Source organism: Xanthomonas sacchari (assembly GCF_024266585.1).
GTDB classification, from domain to species: domain Bacteria; phylum Pseudomonadota; class Gammaproteobacteria; order Xanthomonadales; family Xanthomonadaceae; genus Xanthomonas_A; species Xanthomonas_A sacchari_C.
This window is the reverse complement of the sequence record NZ_CP100647.1, coordinates 4,280,002-4,301,243: the sequence shown is the minus strand read 5'-3', so window position 1 is coordinate 4,301,243 and position 21,242 is coordinate 4,280,002. Positions and strand designations below refer to the sequence as shown.

Genomic DNA, 21,242 nt, shown 5'->3' with positions numbered 1-21,242 from the left:
CCGAGCCTGAATTTCGCCTCCGTCCCCGAACTGCTGGAAGAACTCCGCGCCGGCCGCATGGTGGTCATCGTCGACGACGAGGACCGCGAGAACGAGGGCGACCTGATCATGGCCGCCGAGCTGGTCAAGCCCTCGGACATCAACTTCATGGTCACCCACGCGCGCGGCCTGGTGTGCCTGTCGCTGACCCGCGAGCGCTGCGCGCAGCTGGGCCTGGCGCCGATGGTCCAGCGCAACACCGCGCAGTTCCATACCAACTTCACCGTCAGCATCGAGGCCGCCGAGGGCGTGACCACCGGCATCTCCGCCTACGACCGCGCCCACACCGTGCGCACCGCGGTCAAGCCGGACGCCAAGCCGCACGACCTGAGCCAGCCCGGCCACATCTTCCCGCTGATCGCCCAGCCGGGCGGGGTGCTGACCCGCGCCGGCCACACCGAGGCCGCCAGCGACCTGCCGATGCTGGCGGGGCTGGAGCCGGCCGGCGTGCTGGTGGAGGTGCTCAATCCCGACGGCAGCATGGCGCGGCGTCCGCAGTTGGAGGAATTCGCCCGCACGCACGGCCTGAAGATGGGCTCGATCGCCGACCTGATCGCCTACCGCCTGGCCACCGAGCACACCGTCGAGCGCATCGACGAGCGGCCGATCGACACCGAGTTCGGCGGCTTTACCCTGGTCACCTATCGCGACCGCATCGCCCACGACCTGCATTTCGCCCTGGTCCGCGGCACCCCGGACGCCGAGACGCCGACCCTGGTGCGGGTGCAGGTGGAGAACCCGCTGGCCGACCTGCTGCACTGGCGCCGCGAGGACTTCGGCGTGGCCGCCAGCGATGCGCTGCGCGCGATCGCCGCCGCCGACCGCGGGGTGATGGTGGTGCTGTCGGCCCCGCGCGACAGCGAAGCGCTGCTGGCGCGGCTGCGCGCGCAGCCGGAGGCGGCGCACGGCAAGGACGTGGGCCAGTGGCGGCGCAACGGCGCCGGCAGCCAGATCCTGGCCGACCTGGGCCTGGGCAAGCTGCGCGTGCTCGGCACCCCGCGCCGGCAGATCGGGTTGGCCGGGTTCGGGTTGGAGGTGGTGGAGCATGTGGAGCCGGGAATCGGGAATCGGGATGGGGGAATTGGTAAAAGCTGATTCCGCGCGATTCCCGCCATTGGCGGTCTGCACGGCCCCCAGACCGCTTTCCCGGGGCGCGGCCCCACCGCCTGCTAAACTCTCCCACCCCCTCAAGCTGCCACCGCCATGTCCCACTACGAAGGCGACCTCCGCACTCCCGAGTCGGCGCGTTTCGCGATCATCGCCAGCCGCTGGAACGCCCGCATCACCGACGTGCTGGTCGCCGGCGCGCGGCAGAGCCTGGCCGGCAACGGCATCGCCGAGGACGCGGTGGACGTGATCCGCGTGCCGGGCGCGTGGGAACTGCCGCTGGCCGCCGCGCGCCTGGCCGCGGCCGGCAAGCATGCCGCGATCATCGCCCTGGGCTGCGTGATCCGTGGCGATACCCGCCACTACGAACACGTCGCCGACGGCTGCGCCGAGGGCCTGCTGCGCGTCTCGCTGGACTTCCGCATCCCGGTGCTCAACGGCGTGCTCGCCGTGGAGCAGGTCGAGGATGCCGAGGCGCGCGCCGGCGGCAGCCACGGCAACAAGGGCGAGGAAGCGGCGCTGAGCGCGCTGGAGATGGTCAACCTGCTGGAGCTGCTGCCGTGAACAAACCCGCTGGCCACAAGCACCCCCCACGCCGCGACGGCGTCGATCCGGTCCTGCGTTCGCGCGCGCGCCGGCGCGCGCTGCAGGCGATCTACGCCTGGCAGATTTCCGGCGGCAACGCCCAGCACGTGATCGCGCAGTTCGCGCACGAGCAGGCGCACGAGATCGCCGACCTGGTGTACTTCGAGAACCTGGTCGAAGGCGTGCTCAAGCACCGCGCCGAACTGGACGAAGCGCTGGTCGGCTACCTGGACCGCACGGTCGAGGAAGTGGACGCGATCGAACGCGCGGTGCTGCGCCTGGCCGCCTACGAACTGCTGCACCGCATGGACGTGCCGTACCGCGTGGTGATCAACGAAGCGATCGAGACCGCCAAGCGCTTCGGCTCCGAACACGGCCACACCTACGTCAACGGCGTCCTGGACCGCGCCGCGCTGCAGTGGCGCGCGGTGGAGTCGGGGGGCTGAGGGGCCGGGAATGGGGAAACGGGAATGGGGAATGGCAAAAGCAGATGCCGTTCTCCTTCGAGATCGCCGACGTTCCGGCTTTCGCTCCTGCTTCTCACCATTCCCGACTCCCCATTCCCGATTCCCAGCCCCCAATGCCTGAATTCGATCTGATCGAGCGCCTGCGCGCACGCAGTCGGGCGCGTGCGGACCTGCCGCTGGGCATCGGCGACGATGCGGCGCTGCTGCTGCCGCCGGCGGGGGAGTTGCTGGCGATCACCACCGATACGCTCAATGCCGGGGTGCATTTCCCGGCCGAGACCGCGGCCGCCGACATCGGCTGGAAGACCCTGGCGGTGAATCTGTCCGACCTGGCGGCGATGGGCGCGCAGCCGCGCTGGTGCACCTTGTCGCTGTCGCTGCCGCAGGTCGACATGGCCTGGGTCGATGCGTTCGCTGAGGGGTTCTTCGCGCTTGCCGACGCGCACGCCATCGGCCTGGCCGGCGGCGACACCACGCGCGGGCCGCTGGCCTTGTCGGTCACCGCGATCGGCAGCGTGCCGGCGACGGCGGCGCTGCGCCGCGATGCCGCGCAGGCGGGCGACGAGGTCTGGGTGACCGGGCAGCCGGGCGAGGCTGCCGCGGCGTTGGCGCTGTGGCAGGCCGGGCGGTTGGGCGTGGCCGCGCCGGCCGCCGATCCGGTGCACGAACACCTGCGCCAGCGCCTGCTGCGGCCGACGCCGCGCGTGCAGGCCGGCCTGCGCCTGCGCGGCCTGGCGCGGGCCTGCGTGGACGTCTCCGACGGCCTGCTGGCCGACCTGGAGCACATCTGCGCGCGCAGCGGCGTCGGCGCCGAATTGGACCTGGCCGCGCTGCCGGCGGTCGCCGCGCCGAGCGATGCGGATGCGGCGCAGGTGCACGCCTGGCAACTGGGCGGCGGCGACGACTACGAACTGTGCTTCACCGCCGACCCGGCGCAGCGCGCGGCGATCGTGCAGGCGCTGCAGGCGGTCGGCGTGACGGCGACGCCGATCGGGCGCATCGTCGCCGGCCGCGGCATCGTGGTGCGCGATGCCGGTGGCCGGCCCTGGCAGCCGCCGCGGCGCGGCTACGAGCACTTTCTGAGCTGATCCGGCCTGCGCCTGCGCGCAGCGGCCCTGTCAATGGCGCTGCCCGTGGGGCGGATGCCGCAGCGGCAGCCTCCCTTTCCATACCGTGCCGCACTGCGGCGTGAAAACGTCCGTACCTGGTGGTACGGTCCGCCTGCCCGGCTCCGTGTCGAGCGTTCGTCACCGTTCTGGCGTAACCGTTCCGGCAGCCGGCCATTCCGGTCCGGCGCCGCTTGGGAGGCAGTCCATGCGTATGTCCGTGTCACGTCGCATCGCCCTGTGCGCGATGCTGCTGGTGTTCTCCGCCGCCGCGTCCGCGGCCGGCTTCAGCAAGCAGTACCAGCGCATTTCCAGTTTCGACGGCACCACGCTCGGTGCGCTGGTCCTGGTACCGCAGGGGCAGGGACCGGGGCCGTTCCCGCTGGTGGTGATGCCGGCCAGTTGGTCGCTGCCCAACCTGGAGTACGTGGGCCGCGCCAGCGAGCTGGCCAACGACGGCTACGTGGTGGTCAGCTACACCTCGCGCGGCTTCTGGGATTCCCAGGGGCTGATCGACATCGCCGGGGCGCCGACGGTGGAGGACGTCAGCGCGGTGATCGACTGGGCGCTGGCCAATACCCCGGCCGACGCCAAGGCGATCGGCGTGTCCGGCATCTCCTACGGCGCCGGCACCAGCCTGCTCGCCGCCGCCCGCGACCCGCGGATCAAGGCGGTGGCCGCGCTCAGCGGCTGGGCCGACCTGCAGGCTTCGCTGTACGCCAACAGCACGGTCAGCCAGCAGGGCGTCGCCCTGCTGGTCGGCGCCGGCACGCTCACCGGCCGGCCCGGTCCGGACTTGGCGCGGATCACCGCGCACGTGGCGGTGGGCGACTACGACGGCGCGGTGCAGGGCTTCCTGCCCAAGGCCGCCGAGCGCGGGGTGATCAACGAGCTGCAGGCGCTCAACCGCAACGGCCCGGCGGTGCTGATGGCCAATGCGTTCAACGACGGCCTGTTCCCGCCGAACCAGTACATCGACCTGTACAACCGGCTGAGCGTGCCCAAGCACCTGATGTTCAGCCAGGGCGACCATGCCACCGCCGAGTTGCCGGGCGCGCTGGGCCTGCCGAACCAGGTCTACACGGTCGCCACGCGCTGGTTCGACCATTACCTGAAGGGCCGCGACAACGGCGTGGACCGCGACGCGCCGGTGCAACTGTCCACCGTCGGCGGCGACTGGCTCAGCTACGCCGACTGGAACAGCGTGCAGGCCGGCGCCACCCGCTACGGCCTGAGCGGTCCCAGCGGCGTGCTGCTGCCGACCGGGGCGCTGACCAGCGGCAACAGCAGCGGCTGGACCTACCGCATCGCCACCGGCGTGCCGACGCTGGCCGATTCCGGCGTGGTGCTGGTCAGTGGCCTGTTGCAGGGCTTCGGCCAGCCGGTGACCACCTCGATTCCGCTGGTCAGCCGGGTGGGCGCCGCGGTGTGGAGCGGCCCGGTGCTGCCCAGCGCCAAGCGCCTGGTCGGTGCGCCGTCGCTGCGGTTGACGGTGACCCCGAGCCAGCCGAACGTGTCGCTGTTCGCTTATCTCTACAGCATGGACGGGGCGGGTTCGGCGCAATTGCTGAGCCATGTGCCGTACACCCTGCGCAACGCGACCCCGGGCACGCCGGTCACCCTCGACCTGGCGCTGCAGGCGACCGCGGCCGAGATCCCGGCCGGCCGCCGCCTGGTGCTGGTGGTGGACACCACCGATCCGCGCTACACCTCGGCCAGCCGCTTCGGCGGCACCGTGAGTTTCAGCTCGCCGGCGGCGACGCCGTCGTTCCTGAGCGTGCCGCTGCACTGAGGCAGTTCGCTTCTCCCTTCGGGACCATGGCCCCGAAGGGGGAAGGTGCCCCGCAGGAGCGGATGAGGGTACGGGTGAAGCGGCGTGTGGACAGATCGACGTGGCGCTGCGCGCGCCGACCCTCACCCCAACCCCTCTCCCGGCGGGAGAGGGACTTTGGCTTCTCCCTTCTCCCCTCGGGAGAAGGTGCCCCGCAGGGGCGGATGAGGGTACGGGTGAAGTGGCGTGTGGACAGATCCACGTGGCGCTTCGCGCGCCGGACCCTCACCTCAACCCCTCTCCCGGTGGGAGAGGGGCTTTGGCTTTTCCCTTCTCCCCTCGGGAGAAGGTGCCCCGCAGGGGCGGATGAGGGTACGGGCGCAGCGGCGCGTGGACAGATCCACGTGGCGCTGCGCGTGCCGGACCCTCACCCAAACCCCTCTCCCGGCGGGAGAGGGGCTTTGACTTCTCCCTTCTCCCACCGGGAGAAGGTGCCCCGAAGGAGCGGATGAGGGTACGGGCGCAGCGGCGCGTGGACAGATCCACGTGGCGCTGCGCGCGCCGGACCCTCACCCCAACCCCTCTCCCGGCGGGAGAGGGGCTTTGGCTTCTCCTTTCTCCCCTCGGGAGAAGGTGCCCCGCAGGGGCAGATGAGGGTACGGCGCACCCCATGGCCCAAACGCAACGCGCCACGCCCGTTCTACACGGGAATTTACGCAGGTTTTATTCGAACCAGCGCGCGCTTTGCAACGAAGATATCCGGCGATTCCTATACTTTCCGCGCTGACGACGGGGATGGGTGCGTGGACTCGATGGCTGCAATCTTGAGCATGGCGCCGCCCGCAACGGTCGACTGCAGGCGCCATCCGCGGCATCCGCTGGCGGATGGCTGGCCTGGTGTCCGCATCTGGATCGCCGCGAGCCCACCCGCGTCGCGCCGCCGCCATGGCTGCCGCAGCGCATTGCAGCATCCGCCGCCACGCTGCCGCGCGCGTTCACTGCACGCGCATTGACCCGCTGACGCCGCCGCCGCGGCGCTGCATTCCACCTCTCTCCCTGCGACGCGCCACCAAGTGCGTCGCCTGCGATGGCGTGTGCGCGTGAGGCGGCGCGCTGTCGTTGCCTCCCTCCACCCACAGAAGGACGGCTCGTTGCGAGCCGAAGTCGCGATGTCCATGAAGCTCCATCCCCTGTTCCTGCCCCTGGCCCTGCTGTGCGCCGGCCACGCCGCCGCCGCGGGCCTGGCTGCGCCCATGTCGGAGGCGATGCCGGCGTCGCAGGCCGCCACGCCGCCGCCGGCGCGCAGCGCCGACTGTTCCGACGGTTTCTTCTCGCGCCTGGCCTCCGCCTACCGCGAGGATGCGCAACCGGCCGATCCCGAGGCGCCGACGCCGGCGCGCCGCGGTCTGGCGGCGCCGTTCTCCTCGCCGCCGTTCCCGTCGGCCGAATGGCAGCTGGGCGCGGTGGACTACCCGGTCGGCGTGCCCAACGAGAATGCGCAGTACCCGGTGGAAAAGGCACTGGCCTGCACGCGCGTGGGGCAGTGGATGCAGCGCAACCGCATCGAGCTGTACGGCTGGATCAATCCCTCGCTCAACGCCAGCACGTCCTCGCGCAGCAACTATCCGTTGTCCTACTCCACGCGGCCCAATCGCGGCGAGTTCAACCAGGCGCTGATCCGCCTGCAGCGCGTGCCGGACACGGTGCAGACCGATCATGTCGACTGGGGCTTCCACCTCGACGACCTGTACGGCTACGACTACCACTACACCACGATGAAGGGCGTCACCAGCGACCAGTTGCTGCACCACCCACAGCCCAACAGTGCGCTCAACGGCAAGATCTACGGCAACGATCCGATGATCGCGCATGTGGATGTGTACCTGCCGTCGGTGGCGCAGGGCATGCTGGTCACGGTCGGCCGCTATCTGTCGCTGCCGGACATCGAGGCGCAGTTCTCGCCGAACAACTACCTGTTGACCCATTCGATCCTGTACACGGTCGATGCCTATACCAACATGGGCGTGCTCACCACCACCAAGCTCAACGACCAGTGGACGCTGCAGCTCGGCGTGCATGGCGGCGACGATTCGGCGATCTGGGACGCGACCAGCCGCCTGAGCGCGCAGGCCTGCCTGCGCTGGGTCTCCAAGAGCAACGACGACATGCTGTATCCGTGCGTGGAGTCGTACAACAACGCCGCGCAGACCTACAACAACCTGCAGGAGTTCGTGCTGACCTGGGGCCATCGCTTCTCGCCGAGGGTGCACATGCTCACCGAGGCCTATCACCTCTACGTGCGCGACCAGGCGCTGGCCACCGATCCGTCGCAGTCGCACGCGCCGACCGGGCGCCCGGGCTATGCGCTGGGCGAGGCGCCGGACTTCCCGCTGGGACGCAGCAGCGCCGACGCCATCGTCAACTACGTCAACATCCAGCTCGGCGCATCGGACATGCTGGCGATCCGCAACGAGTTCGTGAATGACCACGACGGCCAACGCACCGGCTTCGCCACGCGCTACTCCAGCCACACCATCGGCCTCACCCATTGGGTATCGCAGGACCTGGAGATCCGCCCGGAGCTGCGCTACGAGCACGCCTACGATTTCCCGGCCTACGACGGCGGGCGCCGCAATCATCAGGCCACGGCGTTGATCGACGCGATCCTGCACTACTGAACTGAGGATGGCGCACGCGGTGCCGGCCGCGTCGCGCGGCAACGCGCGCTGCCGGCGCCGACCATGGCGATGCGCCTGCAACGTGCGGTTTTACGCAGAATTTATGCGCGCCGCGCGGCTTCGCCACGGAGAGTTTATGGCGCCGGCTTCGATAATGCCGGCCTGGGCCAGAAGGCCTGTCCGACCCGGCGTGCGTCGCCATGTTGCGCTTCCCTTCTGCCACCGTGCGCGCGTCGCGCGCGGTGGTGTTCCCATGCGATTGCGGCCTGCCGTGCGGCGGGCCGTCCCTTTGTTTCGGAGTTGAGACCATGAGCGGTTGGCTTTCGTTCGTTTGCGGCGTGGCGGTGATCGTCGCGGCCGGTTACCTGCTGTACGTGATCCTGCGCCCCGAAGATTTCTGAGCCGAGTGCCACTTCCATGATCGATACATTGCTTGTCTATGCGCTCGCGCTGCTGCTGGGATGGCCGCTGGGCCTGTACCTGGCCAAGGTGATGCGCGGGGCGCCGATGCGCGGCGACGCGTTGTTCGGCTGGATCGAACGCCCGCTGTACCGCCTGCTCGGCACCGACCCGGCGCGCGGCATGCACTGGCGCGCCTACGCCGGCGCGTTCCTGGCCAGCAACCTGGTGCTGGGCGTGCTGGTGTTCGTGCTGTTCGTCACCCAGGCCTGGCTGCCGTTCAATCCCGACGCGGTGCCCAACATGCGCTGGGACGTGGCCCTGCACACCATGGTCTCGTTCCTCACCAACACCGACCAGCAGCACTACTCGGGTCAGGCGCAGCTGTCGTACCTGTCGCAGGCGGTGGGCGTGGTCGGCCTGCAGTTCATCACCCCGATGATGGGCCTGGCGCTGGTCGCGGCGACGCTGCGCGGCCTGTTCGGCGGGCGCGGCCACGACGCGGCGCAGGATGTGGATCTCGGCAACTACTGGGCCGACGTGATCCGTCCGACCCTGCGTTTCCTGCTGCCGCTGTGCCTGCTGTGGACGTTGCTGCTGACCCAGCAGGGTGTGCCCTCGACGCTGGCCGCCGGTCCGGTCGCCACGCCGCTGGACGCCAGCGCCGGGCAGCAGACGCAGAAGATCCCGCTCGGTCCGGTCGCGGCGATGGTGGCGATCAAGCAACTCGGCACCAACGGCGGCGGCTGGTACGGCCCCAACAGCGCGATGGCGCTGGAGAATCCCACGCCGTTCTCCAACCTGCTGGAGGTGCTGGCCATCGTGCTGATCCCGGTGGCGGTGGCGTTCATGGTCGGCCCGTTCACCGGGCGCCGCAAGTTCACCGCGCTGGTGTTCGGCAGCATGCTGGTGATGTCGCTGGCGTCCACCGCGGTGTCGTTGTGGGCCGAAGGCCATGCGCCGGGCAGCGCCGCGCTGATGGAAGGCAAGGAGGTGCGCTTCGGCGTCGATGCGTCGGCGGCCTGGTCGTCGCTGACCACGCAGACCTCCAACGGCTCGGTCAACGCCATGCACGATTCGCTGGCGCCGCTGACCGGCGGCGTGGCCATGGTCAACATGCTGATCAATGCGATCTGGGGCGGCATCGGTTGCGGCCTGCAGCAGTTCCTGGTGTATCTGCTGCTGAGCGTGTTTCTGGCCGGACTGATGACCGGGCGCACCCCGGAGTTGTTCGGGCGCAAGATCGAGGCGCCGGAAGTGCGTCTGCTGGCGCTGCTGATCCTGCTGCAGCCGCTGGTGCTGCTCGGCTTCACCGCGGTCACCCTGGCGCTGCCGGCGGCGATCTCGGCGACCTCCAATCCCGGCTTCCACGGCATCAGCCAGGTATTCTACGAGTACACCTCGGCGTTCGCCAACAACGGCTCCGGCTTCGAGGGCCTGGGCGACGGCATTCCGTGGTGGAACCTGAGCTGCACCGTGGTGCTGCTGCTGGGCCGCTATCCGGCGCTGATCGTGCCGCTGATCGTGGCCGCGCAACTGGCGCGCAAGCGGGTGGCGCCGGAAACCGGCGGCAGCCTGCAGGTGGAAACCCCGACCTTCGCATTGACCCTGATCGCGGTCATCGCGGTCCTGACCGTTCTGCAATTCACGCCGGCTTTGGTGTTGGGACCGATCGCCGATCACCTGACCCTGGCCGCGCACTGAGACGACGACGATGAGCACCCCGCTTCCTTCTACTTCCGTGGCTTCTTCGCCGGCGCGCCGGCCTGGGTTGTTCGATGCCGCGGCGCTGCGCGCGGCCTTGCGCGACAGCGTGCTGAAGCTGTCGCCGCGGCACCTGCTCGGCAGCCCGGTGATGGCCGTGGTCTTCGCCGGCACGCTGCTGTCGGCGCTGATCACCGTGTCCGGCCAGGGCCCGGCCGGCTTCGGCTGGGCGGTGACCGCGATCCTGCTGGTCACCGTGCTGTTCGGCAACTTCGCCGAAGCGGTGGCCGAGGCCCGCGGCCGCGGCCAGGCCGCCTCGCTGCGGCGCGCGCGCAAGGACCTGGTGGCGCGCCGGGTCGCCAGCGCGCGGCTGGATGGCGAGACCAGCGTGCCCGCCGCCGAACTGCGCCCGGGCGACCTGGTGGTGGTGTCGGCCGGCGAGCTGATCCCGGCCGACGGCGAGATCGTGCACGGCCTGGCCACGATCAACGAGGCCGCGGTCACCGGCGAATCCGCGCCGGTGCTGCGCGAGGCCGGCACTGATCGCTCCGGCGTCATCGGCGGCACCAAGGTGCTGTCCGACGAGATCCTGGTGAAGGTCACCGCCGAGCCGGGCCACAGCTTCCTGGACCGGATGATCGCGCTGGTGGAAGGCGCCAACCGGCAGAAGACGCCGAACGAGATCGCCCTGACCATGCTGCTGGCGGCGATGACCCTGACCTTCCTGATCGTGGTCGCCACGCTGCCGGCGATCGCCGGCTTCGTCGGCGTGCACGTGGACCCACTGCTGCTGATCGCGCTGCTGGTGTGCCTGATCCCGACCACCATCGGCGGGCTGCTGCCGGCGATCGGCATCGCCGGCATGAACCGCGCGCTGTCGGCCAACGTGCTGGCCAAGTCGGGCAAGGCGGTGGAAGTGGCCGGCGACGTCGACGTGCTGCTGCTGGACAAGACCGGCACCATCACGCACGGCGACCGCCAGGCCACCGTGTTCCATGCGCTCAGCGGCGTGGACGTGGCGCAGCTGCGCGAGGCGGCGATGCTGTCGTCGCTGGCCGACCCGACCCCGGAGGGCAAGTCGATCGTGCGCCTGGCGCGCGAGCAGGGGCTGCCGCCGGCCGATCCGGCGGGCGCCGAGTTCGTCGCCTTCACCGCGCAGACGCGCATGTCCGGCGTCGACCTGCCGGCCGTCGGCATGCAGCCGCCGCGGTCGATCCGCAAGGGCGCCGCCGATGCGCTGATCCGCCACGTCACCGCGCTGGGCGGGCAGGTGCCGGCGGAACTGAAGGGCCGGGTCGAGCAGGTCGCGCGCAGCGGCGCCACGCCGCTGGTGGTGGCCGAGGGCCGGCACGTGCTGGGCGTGGTCGAGCTGTCGGACGTGGTCAAGCACGGCGTACGCGAGAAGTTCGCGCGGCTGCGCGCGATGGGCGTCAAGACGGTGATGATCACCGGCGACAATCCGCTCACCGCCGCGGCCATCGCCGCCGAGGCCGGCGTCGACGACTACATCGCCGAGGCCACGCCCGAGGACAAGCTGGCGCGCATCCGCCAGGAGCAGGCCGGCGGACGCCTGGTGGCGATGGTCGGCGACGGCACCAACGACGCGCCTGCGCTGGCGCAGGCCGACGTCGGCCTGGCGATGAACTCCGGCACCCAGGCGGCCAAGGAGGCCGGCAACATGGTCGATCTGGATTCGGATCCGGCCAAGCTGCTGGCGGTGGTCGAAGTGGGCAAGCAGCAACTGATCACCCGCGGCGCGCTGACCACCTTCTCGCTGGCCAACGACGTGTCCAAGTACTTCGCGATCCTGCCGGCGCTGTTCGCCGCCTCGATCCCGCAGATGGCCGCGCTGAACGTGATGCACCTGTCCAACCCGACCAACGCGGTGCTGGCGGCGCTGATCTTCAATGCGCTGGTGATCCCGGCGCTGATCCCGCTGGCGCTGCGCGGCGTGCGCTTCACCCCGTCCTCGGCGACCTCGCTGTTGCGCCGGAACATGCTGATCTACGGCGTGGGCGGCGTGCTGCTGCCGTTCGTCGGGATCAAGGTCATCGATCTGTTGCTGGTGGCGCTGGGCTGACCCCGGCGCCGACTCTCACGCTCTTTCGGAATTGCCTCCATGACTGTGTCCTCCGTTTCCCCCCGCGAACCGATGCGCTGGCGCGCCGTGCTGGTGCTGCCGCTGCTGGTGCTCGCGTCCGCGGCGCTGTACTCGCTGCTGGCCACCATGCTGGCCGGCGCGCTGTTCCCCGAGCAGGCCAACGGCAGCCTGCGCACCCACGACGGCCGCGTGGTCGGCTCGGCGCTGGTGGCGCAGCCGTTCGCCGCTGCCGGCTACTTCCAGCCGCGTCCGTCCGGCGCCAAGTATGACCCGATGGCGGCGGCCGGCAGCAACCAGGCGCGCAGCAATCCCGACCTGCGCAAGCGCCTGGACGACACCCGCCAGGCGGTGGCCGCGCGCGAGGGCGTCGACCCGGCGCAGGTGCCGGACGACCTGATCACCCAGTCCGGCAGCGGCATGGATCCGGACATCAGCGTCGCCGCGGCGCAGCTTCAGGTGGCGCGCGTCGCCGCCGCGCGCGGCCTGCCGCCGCAGACCGTGGCCGCCCTGGTCGCCGCGCAGACCCAGCCGCGCCAGTTCGGCGTGCTCGGCAGGCCGCGGGTGAACGTGCTGGCGCTGAATCTGGCCTTGGACGCGGCCGGGAATGGGGAAACGGGAATCGGGAATGGGAGGGAGCAAAAGCGGTAAGGCGCGCCGCGCTGTAGGCTTTGCGATTCCCCATTCCCTATTCCCCATTCCCAGCTCCAAATGCCCGACCCCCGCACCCAGCAGGCCGATGCGCTGATCGGCGAACTCCAGCGCGCGCGCGGCGGGCGCCTGACCGTGTTCCTCGGCGCGGCGCCGGGAGTCGGCAAGACCTACGCGATGCTGTCGCGCGCGCGGCAGTTGCAGCAGCAGGGCCATCGGCTGGTGGTCGGCGTGGTCGAGACCCACGGCCGCGCCGAGACCGCGGCGCTGCTGGAAGGCCTCACCGTGCAGCCGCGGCGGCGGCTGGAGTATCGCGGCCGCACCCTCGACGAGATGGACCTGGATGCGCTGCTGGCGCTGCGCCCGCCGCTGGTGCTGGTGGACGAACTGGCGCATCGCAACGCGCCCGGCAGCCGCCACGAGCGGCGCTGGCAGGACGTGCAGGAACTGCTCGACGCCGGCATCGACGTCTACAGCACGGTCAACATCCAGCACCTGGAAAGCCTCAACGACGTGGTCCATCGCATCACCGGCGTGCGCGTCAGCGAGACCGTCCCCGATGCGATCTTCGACCGCCTGCGCGACATCGTGCTGGTCGACCTGCCGCCGCGCGAACTGATCGAGCGCCTGCAACAGGGCAAGGTCTACCTGCCCGAGCAGGCCGGGCAGGCGCTGCAGGCGTTCTTCTCGCCGTCCAATCTGGCCGCGCTGCGCGAGTTGGCGATGCAGACCGCCGCCGACCGCGTCGACAACGACCTGCGCGACGTGCAGGCCGCGCAGGGCCGCACCAGCGTCGCGCTGCGGCGCACGGTGATGGTGGCGATCGACGGGCGCGGCCAGTCCGACTACCTGGTGCGGGTGGCGCGGCGCCTGGCCGAACGCCGCGGCGCGCCGTGGACGGTGGTCACCGTGCAGACCCAGGCGCAGCCCGATGCCGACTGGCAGCTGGAGATCGACCGCGCCTTCGCGCTGGCGCGGCGGCTCGGCGGCGAGGCCGCGCTGCTGCACGGCGCCAACGTCGCCGACACCCTGCTCGACCACGCCGCGCGCAGCGGCGTATCCACCCTGGTGCTGGGCCGCACCCGCGAGCGCCCGCTGGCGCGGATGATCAACCGCACGCTGACCCAACAGCTGCTGCAACGCGGCGCCCACTACGAGCTGGTGATCATCAGTTCGCCGGAAGCGCGCGCCCGTGCGCGGCGGCGCTGGCGCAGCCCGGGGCATTGGCTGTCGCGCGACGACCTGGTGTTCGCCACGGTCGCCACGCTGGCGGCGGTCGCGGTGGGCTGGCTGGCCGAGCGCTGGGTCGGCATCGACGACCTGTCGATGGTGTTCATCGTCGCGGTGGTGATGGTCGCGGCGAAGACGCGGATGGCCGCGGCGGTGCTGGCCGCCATCCTGAGCTTCCTTGCCTACGATTTCTTCTTCATCGATCCGCGCTACACCCTGCACATCGGCGCGCGCCAGGGCCTGGTCACGGTGCTGCTGTTCCTGGTCGCGGCGCTGGTCGCCGGGCGCCTGGCCTCGCGCCTGCGCATGCAGGTGCTGGCGCTGCGTGCGGCCAACGCGCAGACCACCGCGCTGCAGCGGTTGGGCCGCGAGCTGGCCAGCGCCGCCGACCTGGGCCAGGTGCTGGAGGCCGGGCGCCGCGCGCTCGCCGGCACGCTCGAGGCCGAGGCCTGGCTGCGCCTGCAGCCGCTGGAGCGCGCGCACGCCGGCGCCGACGACTACGCGCCGTCGATGGCCGCGGTGGACCGCAGCGCCGCCGACTGGGCGCAGCGTCACGGCCAGGCCACCGGCCGCTTCACCGACACCCTGGCCGGGGCGAGCTGGTGGTTCCTGCCGGTGCGCCACGAGCGCGGCGCGATCGGCGTGGTCGGCCTGCGCTTCGGCGCCGGCGTGCAGCGCCCGGGCCTGGAGCAGCAGCGCCTGGCCGAGGCGATGGTCGAGGACATCGGCCAGGCCGCGCTGCGCACGCGCCTGGTCGCCGATTTGGAGAGCGCGCGGGTCAGCGGCGAGACCGAGCGGCTGCGCTCGGCGCTGCTGTCCTCGGTCTCGCACGACCTGCGCTCGCCGCTGGCGGCGATGATCGGCGCGGCCAGCAGCCTGTCCAGCTACGGCAAGGCGATGGACGCGGAGGACCGCCGCAGCCTGCTCGACACCATCCAGATGGAAGGCGAGCGCCTGGACCGCTATATCCAGAACCTGCTGGACATGACCCGGCTCGGCCACACCGGGCTGACCTTGAACCGCGACTGGATCGGCGTGGACGAACTGATCGGCTCGGCCGCGCGGCGCCTGCAGCGCTACCAGCCGCAGGTGCGCCTGGACATCGCCCTGGCCGCCGAGCTGCCGACGCTGTGGGTGCACCCGGCGCTGGTCGAGCAGGCGATCTTCAACGTGCTGGAGAACGCGGCCAAGTTCTCGCCGGCGGACGCGGCGATCCGCGTCGCCGCCGGCATGGTCGAGGGCCGCCTGCGCATCGACATCAGCGACCGCGGCCCGGGCATTCCCGAGGACGAGCGCGCGCGCATCTTCGACATGTTCTACAGCGTCGAGCGCGGCGACCGCGGCCGCCACGGCACCGGCCTGGGCCTGACCATCTGCCAGGGCATGATCGGCGCGCACGGCGGCAGCGTCGAGGCGCTGCCCGGTCCCGATGGCCGCGGCACCACGATCCGCATTACCCTGCCGCTCATCGAACCCGCCGCGCCGCCGTCCCGCCCCGATGCCGACTGAGTCCCACGCCGATCCGATTCCGCCGCCGCGCGTGCTGGTCATCGACGACGAGCCGCAGATCCGCCGCTTCCTCGACATCAGCCTGCGCGCGCAGGGCTACCGCGTGCTGCAGGCGGACACCGGCGCCGCCGGCCTGGCGCAACTGGCCGCGCACGGCGCCGAACTGGTGGTGCTGGATATCGGCCTGCCCGACCAGGACGGGCACAGCGTGCTGCGCGAACTGCGGCAATGGTCGTCGGTGCCGGTGATCATGCTGACCGTGCGCGCTGGCGAGGCGGAGAAGGTGCAGGCGCTGGATGCCGGCGCCAACGACTACGTGACCAAGCCGTTCGGCGTGCAGGAACTGATGGCACGCATCCGCGTGCTGCTGCGCATGCAGCCGGTGGCCGGCGAGGCCGAGCCGGTGTTCGACGACGGCCACCTGCATATCCACCTGGGCCTGCGCGAGGTGCGCCTGGACGGCGAGGCGCTGCCGCTCAGCCGCAAGGAGTACGCGCTGCTCGCGCTGCTGCTGCGGCACAGCGGCCGCGTGGTGACGCAGCCGCAACTGCTGCGCGAACTGTGGGGCCCCACCCACCAGGACGACACCCACTACCTGCGCATCCTGGTCGGCAAGCTGCGGCAGAAGCTCGGCGACAGCGCCGTGGCCCCGCGCTACATCGCCACCGAGCCGGGCGTGGGGCTGCGCTTCATCGGCGTGCCGTGTCCGTCCGCGTGATGCGCCGTGGCTGCCTCCCCGGCTGCCCGTAGGAGCGGCTTCAGCCGCGACCGGGAACGCCGCCGTGGCGACCAAGCCGCGCCTGCACCGGCAATGCGTGTGTTCGAGGGCGGCGGGCCGAGATAGCCGGAAGAACAGATGCCCTTGTCCTCACTGCCTATCGTGATCAACCCGGACCGCTTCCTGCAAACGGAACATGGTCGCGTCTGGACGCCGGAACGCAACCGAGCCGCGTGGCGGCAAAGCTACGATGCCCTCAAGGCCATCCTCGCCGGTGCGCGCGAATCCGCCGCAACCTGGACGGTCGTGATCGTCTGCGGCCTGCAGGGCGCGGGCAAGACGACATGGATTGCGCGGCAACCGATCAGCCCATGCACCGTCTACTTCGACGCGGCGCTGCCCGGAGCCCGGCATCGGGCGCCGATCGTCGCCATTGCGAAAGCGGCCGGCGCCCGGATCGAGATCGTCTGGCTCAAGGTGGCGTTGGATGTCGCGATCGCGCGCAACCTGCAGCGGGCAGAGGATGAGCACGTTCCCGAGGAGTCGATCCGATCGGTGGCCGATCTCTTCGAAGCGCCGACGCTCGCCGAAGGCGTTGATCACGTCCGCGTCGTCACCCCTGCCGAATGGGCGCCATGAAGCGTTGCCTCCGTGGCAGGAACGCCCCGCAGGGCGGACATCGTCGCCGCGCCGCGCGAGCCGCTGCTGGAGACGCGGGCAAGGGCTGAGGCCGAGGTCGGCACTTGCGCCGTGCCGTGTTCACCCGGCCAGCCAGGGCGCCCAGTGCTTGCTTCGGCGTTCGCAGCGCGCAGCCCGGCCCTTGCGATGACCGATTGGAGAAATCGCCATCGCGGTGGATCGTCCCGCGACAGAGACGCTGGCGATGGCCCGGGTGGTGCAGGCGGTCTCCACAAGGCATGTAGGAGCGGCTTCAGCCGCGACGGGCGTGATCGGACACGCTGCGGTCGCGGCTGAAGCCGTTCCTACGACGGCAGGGCGGCATGGCGACGTTGCACCGCATCCGCTCGCGAAAGACGCTGTTGCGATTCCCGATTCCCGATTCCCGATTCCCGATTCCCGATTCCCGATTCCCGATTCCCGATTCCCCCTCAAGGCTCCGGCAACACCTTCCCCGGATTGAGGATCCCATCCGGATCCAGCGCCCGCTTGATCGCGCGCATCGCGTCCAGGGTGGCGGCGTCGAAGGCCTGGTCCATGTAATCGCGCTTGGCCACGCCGATGCCGTGTTCGCCCGACAGCGTGCCTTCCAGCGCCAGCACCAGCGCGAACAGCCGCGGCAACGCCGCATGCGCGCGCGCGGTCTCGGCGGCGTCGTCCGGCGCGTACATGATGTTGACGTGCAGGTTGCCGTTGCCGGCATGGCCGAAGGCGACGATCGGCAGGGCGAACTCGGCGGCCAGCGCTTCCACGCCGGCGACCAGCTCGGGGATGCGCGATACCGGCACCACCACGTCTTCGTTGATCTTGCCCGGGCGGATCGTGCGCAGCGCCGGCGACAGCGCGCGGCGCGCCGCCCACAGGCGGTCGCGCGCGCTGCCGTCGGCGGCCACGTCCAGCGCCAGCAGGCCCTCGCCCTCGGCCGCCGCGCCCAGCGCCTGCAGCGCGTAGGGCAGGGTGTCGTGGTCGCCGTCGGCTTCGATCAGCAGCATCGCGCCGGCCTCGGGCACGTCGCTGCCGTTGCGGCGCAGCAGCGCGATCGCGCTGCGGTCCATGAACTCCAGCATGGTCGGCGTGCTCGGCTGCGCCATCAGCCGCGACACCGCCGCCGCGGCACTGGCGGCGTCGCGGTACAGCGCGCGCAGCCCGGCCTGCGCCAGCGGCCGCGGCGACAGTTTCAGCGTCGCTTCCACGATCAGCGCCAGGGTGCCTTCGCTGCCGACCAGCAGGTGGGTCAGGTCGTAGCCGGTGGCGTCCTTGGTGTAGGCGCCGCCGCAGCGGATCAGCTCGCCGCTGCCGGTCACCGCGACCAGGCCGAGCACGTTGTCGCGGGTGGCGCCGTACTTCACCGCGCGCGGCCCGCCGGCATTGGTGGAGAGGTTGCCGCCGACGCTGCAGATCTCCGCGCTGGACGGATCCGGCGGCCAGAACAGCCCGTGCGGCGCCAAGGCCTGTTGCAGGTCGCCGTTGAGCACGCCGGGCTCGACCACCGCGCAGCGGTCGGCCGGACGCAACTGCACGATGCGGTTCATGCGCGCGAACGACAGCACCACGCCGCCGGCGAACGGCACCGCGGCGCCGGCGGTGCCGGTGCCGGCGCCGCGCGCCACCAGCGGCACGCGGTGCGCGCGGCAGGCGCGCACGATCGCCTGCACCTGCTCGCGGGTCTGCGGCAGCGCCACCGCGTCGGCCAGCGCCCAGCGCCGCGAATCGTCCTCGCCGTAGCTGCGCCGGCTGTCGGGGTCGGTGCGCCAGCCCTCGGCGCCGAGCAGGGCGGACAGTGTGTCGGTAAGCGCGGTGGGCAAGGCGGTGGTCATGGCGAAGGCGGCGGCGACGAAGTGGAGGGCGAGGGCGGCTGCAGCAGTTTCCAGGTGAGCACCGCCAGCGCCAGCGGCAGCCACACCCAGCGCAGTTCCGACAGCAGCGTGGCCACGCCGCGCGCACTGAAGAAGCCGTTGGCGAACGGCGAGACGCGGATCGGCCGCCACGGCGCGAACCAGCGCTGCTCGCTCCACGGCCAGGCCAGGGCCACGCCCAGGCCGCCGGAGGTCAGCGCGTCGAGCAGCGGATGCGAGACGGTGCAGACGAACATCCATGCGGCCGCCTGCAGCGCGCCGGCGCGCAAGGGCCGGTGCAGCGCCGCGCCGAGCGCGCCCAGCACGGCGGCGAACAGCAGCGAGTGGCTGGCGCCGCGGTGGCCGAAGGCGTCGGCATAGGGAATGTGCAGGGCGAAGCCGAGCACGTCGGCGTCGGGCAGCATCGTCGCGACGATGCCGGCGCCGAGCAGGCGCGTGGAGATGCGCCCACGATCGGCGGCGGCCCACAGCGCCAGCGGCACCGCGGCGTGGGTGAAGATGCTGGGCACCTCAGCAATCCTCGGCGCGGAACGCGTCGCGCAGCCAGGTCAGCCGCGGCGGATCGCCTTCGGCCTCGACCACGTCGAAGCGGCATGGCCAGCTGGCGTATTGCGGATGCGCGGCCAGGAACAGTTGCGCGGCCAGCAGCAGGCGGCGGCGCTTGCGCAGGTCCACCGAGGCCGCGCCGCCGCCGAACGCGGCGTTGCGCCGGTAGCGCACTTCGACGAACACCAGGCTCTGGGCCTGCTGCATCACCAGGTCCAGCTCGCCGCCGCGGAAGGCCACGTTGGCGGCGATCAGACGCAGGCCGGCGCGCTCCAGTTCGGCGCGCGCCGCCGCTTCCACCGCGTTGCCGCGTCGGCGCCGCTCAGTTTCCATCGGGCAGCGGGGTCGGACGCCCGCCGCTGAAGGTGGACCAGGCGGGGGTACGCACGATGTTGCCGAAGCCGTCCAGGTGCAGCTCGCCGGTGGCGCCGCGCAGGCCGCTGTCCTTGGCGGTCGCCAGCTTCTCCAGGTAGGCGGTGATCTGCCAGGCGTCGTAGCCGAAGGCGAACAGGCGCCCGGCCGGGCCGCGCGCGGTCGGCAGCATGTCGGCCACGCTGGCCGCCGCCGGCAGGCCGCCGACGCCGCGCACGTTCCACAGTTCGCTCGGGTAGACGATGCCGTCCAGCACCAGGTCGTCCTCGGGCTTGCCGGTGCCCAGTACCAGCTGCGAGGTCGCCACCCGGGTCTTGCCGGCGAAACCGGCCAAGGCCAGCTGCGGCGCCAGCGCGCGGGCGGTATTGCCCTTGACCGCCAGCAGCACCGAGTCGGCGGCGCCGGCATTGCGCAGTTGCGCGGCGATGTCGCCGGGCGTCTCGGCCACGCTGATGCTGCCGGCGACCTTGCCGCCGCGCTCGCTGAAGCGGTCGCGGAACGCGGCCACCGCACGGCGGCCGTTGTCGTCGTTGCTGCCGATCACCAGCGTATTGCCGCGCTCGTGCGCCAGCAGGTACTCGGCGGCGGCGATGCCGTCGTCTTCCGGGGCCAGCGAGAAGCCGGCGCTGCCGCCCGGCGGGGCCTGGGTGCCGCGGTTCAGCGCCAGCACCGGCACCGGCAGCGCATCGCGCGCGAACAGCGCGGTGACCTCGTCGCGGCCGAGCGGGCCGACCACGAAATCGGCGCCGCCGTCGACCGCCTTCTGGTAGGCGGCCAGCGCCCCGGCCGGGGTGCCGGTGGTGTCGATGAAGTCGATCGGCGGGCGCCGCCGGGTCTCGCCGTAGTAGCCGGCGAGCAGGCCGTCGCGCACCGGCGCGGCCGCGGTGGCCAGGCTGCCGCTCAGCGGCAGCAGCACTGCCAGCTTGGCCGGCGGGCGGTAGCCGTCGCGTTCGGCCGGCGGCCGCTTGCTGGTGTCGAAGCCCCATTGCTCGCCGCGGTCGAACGGGCGCGGCAGCGCCAGGCCGCGGCTCAGCAGCGCGCGGCCGACGAAGTTGTACAGCGGGTCGCCGGCCGGCAGCGCGGCGGCGCGCGCCTGCAGGGTGGCGTCGTTGAGCGTGGCCAGCTGGCGCACGATGGCGCGCTGGTTGTCGCTGCGCGCCTGGCCGTTGAGGCCGTTGTCGGCGCGGGCGCGTTCGTCCAGCGCCGCGGTGGCGTCGCCGGTGCCTTCCAGCGCCTGCGCGCGGGCCAGGTGCCAGCGCGCACGCAGGTTCTGCGGCACCGCCTGCGGATCGTTGCCCAGCGCCTGCAGCGCCTTGGCCGGCTGGCGGTCGGCCAGGGCCAGCTCGGCCTCGACCAGCGCCGCCCGTACCTTGCTCGGGGTCGGCAGTTGCCGCAACTGCACCTGCGCCAGCAGGCTGCGCGCGCGCGCGGTGTCGCCGGCCTCGTACCAGGCGAAGGCGGCATCGGCCAGCAACTGGTTGCGGGCGCTGCCGGCGGCGCCGGCGGCCTGCGCCTCGAGCTGCTGCGCCGCCTCCCGCGGCTTGCCCTGATCCAGCAGCGCCAGCGCCGCCGACTGGGCCGGCGAGGCGCTCGGCGTCACGCTGGTGGTGGCGCAGCCGGCGACGAGCAGCGCCAGCAGCGACAGGGCGGAAATCCTTGCGAATCGCTTGTTCATTTCTGGTCCATTCGGCTGGGCACGCCAGGCGCGCCGGGGAAAACCGCTACGAT

General features: G+C 71.6%; 17 protein-coding genes. 13 read left to right on the top strand and 4 right to left on the bottom strand.

Annotated features, from left to right (window positions below):
• Positions 1-6: 6 nt before the first annotated feature.
• The 13 genes from ribB (at position 7) to NKJ47_RS18020 (ending at position 16,701) form a co-directional block, all read left to right on the top strand.
• The gene (gene ribB, locus NKJ47_RS18080; protein WP_254461467.1) at positions 7-1,134 is read left to right on the top strand and encodes a 3,4-dihydroxy-2-butanone-4-phosphate synthase; all 1,128 of its coding nucleotides are present in this window, start codon (positions 7-9) and stop codon (positions 1,132-1,134) included.
• A 108-nt stretch (positions 1,135-1,242) separates the two neighbouring features.
• Positions 1,243-1,710 (top strand): 6,7-dimethyl-8-ribityllumazine synthase, encoded by a 468-nt coding sequence (gene ribH / locus NKJ47_RS18075; protein WP_254459125.1) that lies wholly within the window; start codon positions 1,243-1,245, stop codon positions 1,708-1,710.
• The gene (nusB, locus tag NKJ47_RS18070; RefSeq protein WP_254459124.1) at positions 1,707-2,177 is read left to right on the top strand and encodes a transcription antitermination factor NusB; all 471 of its coding nucleotides are present in this window, start codon (positions 1,707-1,709) and stop codon (positions 2,175-2,177) included. Before ribH ends, nusB begins: the two co-directional genes overlap by 4 nt.
• Positions 2,178-2,311: 134 nt before the next feature.
• The gene (thiL, locus tag NKJ47_RS18065) at positions 2,312-3,286 is read left to right on the top strand and encodes a thiamine-phosphate kinase (protein ID WP_254459123.1); all 975 of its coding nucleotides are present in this window, start codon (positions 2,312-2,314) and stop codon (positions 3,284-3,286) included.
• A gap of 226 nt (positions 3,287-3,512) precedes the next feature.
• Positions 3,513-5,096 (top strand): CocE/NonD family hydrolase, encoded by a 1,584-nt coding sequence (locus NKJ47_RS18060; RefSeq protein ID WP_429002453.1) that lies wholly within the window; start codon positions 3,513-3,515, stop codon positions 5,094-5,096.
• A gap of 1,148 nt (positions 5,097-6,244) precedes the next feature.
• Complete coding sequence (locus NKJ47_RS18055) at positions 6,245-7,753, top strand: outer membrane beta-barrel protein (protein WP_343237519.1); 1,509 nt, start codon at positions 6,245-6,247, stop codon at positions 7,751-7,753.
• A gap of 308 nt (positions 7,754-8,061) precedes the next feature.
• A complete protein-coding gene (locus NKJ47_RS18050; protein ID WP_010341961.1) occupies positions 8,062-8,154 on the top strand; it encodes a potassium-transporting ATPase subunit F in 93 nt (30 codons plus the stop codon).
• Between the two features lie 16 nt (positions 8,155-8,170).
• Entirely contained in the window at positions 8,171-9,856 is a 1,686-nt protein-coding gene (gene kdpA / locus NKJ47_RS18045) for a potassium-transporting ATPase subunit KdpA (protein ID WP_254459121.1), read from the top strand.
• A gap of 10 nt (positions 9,857-9,866) precedes the next feature.
• Positions 9,867-11,936 (top strand): potassium-transporting ATPase subunit KdpB, encoded by a 2,070-nt coding sequence (gene kdpB, locus NKJ47_RS18040; RefSeq protein WP_254459120.1) that lies wholly within the window; start codon positions 9,867-9,869, stop codon positions 11,934-11,936.
• A 39-nt stretch (positions 11,937-11,975) separates the two neighbouring features.
• Positions 11,976-12,605 carry a potassium-transporting ATPase subunit KdpC gene (gene kdpC / locus NKJ47_RS18035; RefSeq protein WP_429002452.1) on the top strand — a complete coding sequence of 210 codons (630 nt, stop codon included), beginning with the start codon at positions 11,976-11,978 and terminating at the stop codon, positions 12,603-12,605.
• Between the two features lie 60 nt (positions 12,606-12,665).
• Positions 12,666-15,344: a sensor histidine kinase gene (locus NKJ47_RS18030; protein WP_254459119.1), complete on the top strand. Its 2,679-nt coding sequence runs from the start codon at positions 12,666-12,668 to the stop codon at positions 15,342-15,344.
• The gene (locus NKJ47_RS18025; protein WP_254459118.1) at positions 15,334-16,062 is read left to right on the top strand and encodes a response regulator; all 729 of its coding nucleotides are present in this window, start codon (positions 15,334-15,336) and stop codon (positions 16,060-16,062) included. Before NKJ47_RS18030 ends, NKJ47_RS18025 begins: the two co-directional genes overlap by 11 nt.
• A gap of 138 nt (positions 16,063-16,200) precedes the next feature.
• On the top strand, positions 16,201-16,701 hold the full coding sequence (locus NKJ47_RS18020) for an AAA family ATPase (RefSeq protein WP_254459117.1): 501 nt from the start codon (positions 16,201-16,203) through the stop codon (positions 16,699-16,701).
• Positions 16,702-17,171: 470 nt separating this feature from the next.
• Here NKJ47_RS18020 and NKJ47_RS18015 read toward each other — a convergent pair whose 3' ends face one another.
• The 4 genes from NKJ47_RS18015 to NKJ47_RS18000 are packed head-to-tail and all read right to left on the bottom strand — an operon-like array spanning position 17,172 to position 21,189.
• Positions 17,172-18,557, bottom strand: a complete 1,386-nt coding sequence (locus tag NKJ47_RS18015) for an FAD-binding oxidoreductase (protein WP_254459116.1) — start codon at positions 18,555-18,557, stop codon at positions 17,172-17,174.
• The gene (locus NKJ47_RS18010; RefSeq protein ID WP_254459115.1) at positions 18,554-19,105 is read right to left on the bottom strand and encodes a metal-dependent hydrolase; all 552 of its coding nucleotides are present in this window, start codon (positions 19,103-19,105) and stop codon (positions 18,554-18,556) included. Before NKJ47_RS18010 ends, NKJ47_RS18015 begins: the two co-directional genes overlap by 4 nt.
• A 1-nt stretch (position 19,106) precedes the next feature.
• Positions 19,107-19,475 carry a YraN family protein gene (locus tag NKJ47_RS18005; RefSeq protein ID WP_254459114.1) on the bottom strand — a complete coding sequence of 123 codons (369 nt, stop codon included), beginning with the start codon at positions 19,473-19,475 and terminating at the stop codon, positions 19,107-19,109.
• Positions 19,465-21,189 carry a penicillin-binding protein activator gene (locus NKJ47_RS18000; RefSeq protein ID WP_254459113.1) on the bottom strand — a complete coding sequence of 575 codons (1,725 nt, stop codon included), beginning with the start codon at positions 21,187-21,189 and terminating at the stop codon, positions 19,465-19,467. The genes NKJ47_RS18005 and NKJ47_RS18000 overlap by 11 nt, the downstream gene beginning before the upstream one ends.
• Between the last annotated feature and the right edge of the window lie 53 nt (positions 21,190-21,242).

Coding starts and splice junctions, on each gene's coding strand:
- ribH (WP_254459125.1), top strand. CDS start 1,243: ATGTCCCACTACGAAGGCGACCTCCGCACTCCCGAGTCGGCGCGTTTC.
- thiL (WP_254459123.1), top strand. CDS start 2,312: ATGCCTGAATTCGATCTGATCGAGCGCCTGCGCGCACGCAGTCGGGCG.
- NKJ47_RS18060 (WP_429002453.1), top strand. CDS start 3,513: ATGCGTATGTCCGTGTCACGTCGCATCGCCCTGTGCGCGATGCTGCTG.
- NKJ47_RS18055 (WP_343237519.1), top strand. CDS start 6,245: ATGTCCATGAAGCTCCATCCCCTGTTCCTGCCCCTGGCCCTGCTGTGC.
- NKJ47_RS18050 (WP_010341961.1), top strand. CDS start 8,062: ATGAGCGGTTGGCTTTCGTTCGTTTGCGGCGTGGCGGTGATCGTCGCG.
- kdpA (WP_254459121.1), top strand. CDS start 8,171: ATGATCGATACATTGCTTGTCTATGCGCTCGCGCTGCTGCTGGGATGG.
- kdpB (WP_254459120.1), top strand. CDS start 9,867: ATGAGCACCCCGCTTCCTTCTACTTCCGTGGCTTCTTCGCCGGCGCGC.
- kdpC (WP_429002452.1), top strand. CDS start 11,976: ATGACTGTGTCCTCCGTTTCCCCCCGCGAACCGATGCGCTGGCGCGCC.
- NKJ47_RS18030 (WP_254459119.1), top strand. CDS start 12,666: ATGCCCGACCCCCGCACCCAGCAGGCCGATGCGCTGATCGGCGAACTC.
- NKJ47_RS18025 (WP_254459118.1), top strand. CDS start 15,334: ATGCCGACTGAGTCCCACGCCGATCCGATTCCGCCGCCGCGCGTGCTG.
- NKJ47_RS18020 (WP_254459117.1), top strand. CDS start 16,201: ATGCCCTTGTCCTCACTGCCTATCGTGATCAACCCGGACCGCTTCCTG.
- NKJ47_RS18015 (WP_254459116.1), bottom strand. CDS start 18,557: ATGACCACCGCCTTGCCCACCGCGCTTACCGACACACTGTCCGCCCTG.
- NKJ47_RS18005 (WP_254459114.1), bottom strand. CDS start 19,475: ATGGAAACTGAGCGGCGCCGACGCGGCAACGCGGTGGAAGCGGCGGCG.
- NKJ47_RS18000 (WP_254459113.1), bottom strand. CDS start 21,189: ATGAACAAGCGATTCGCAAGGATTTCCGCCCTGTCGCTGCTGGCGCTG.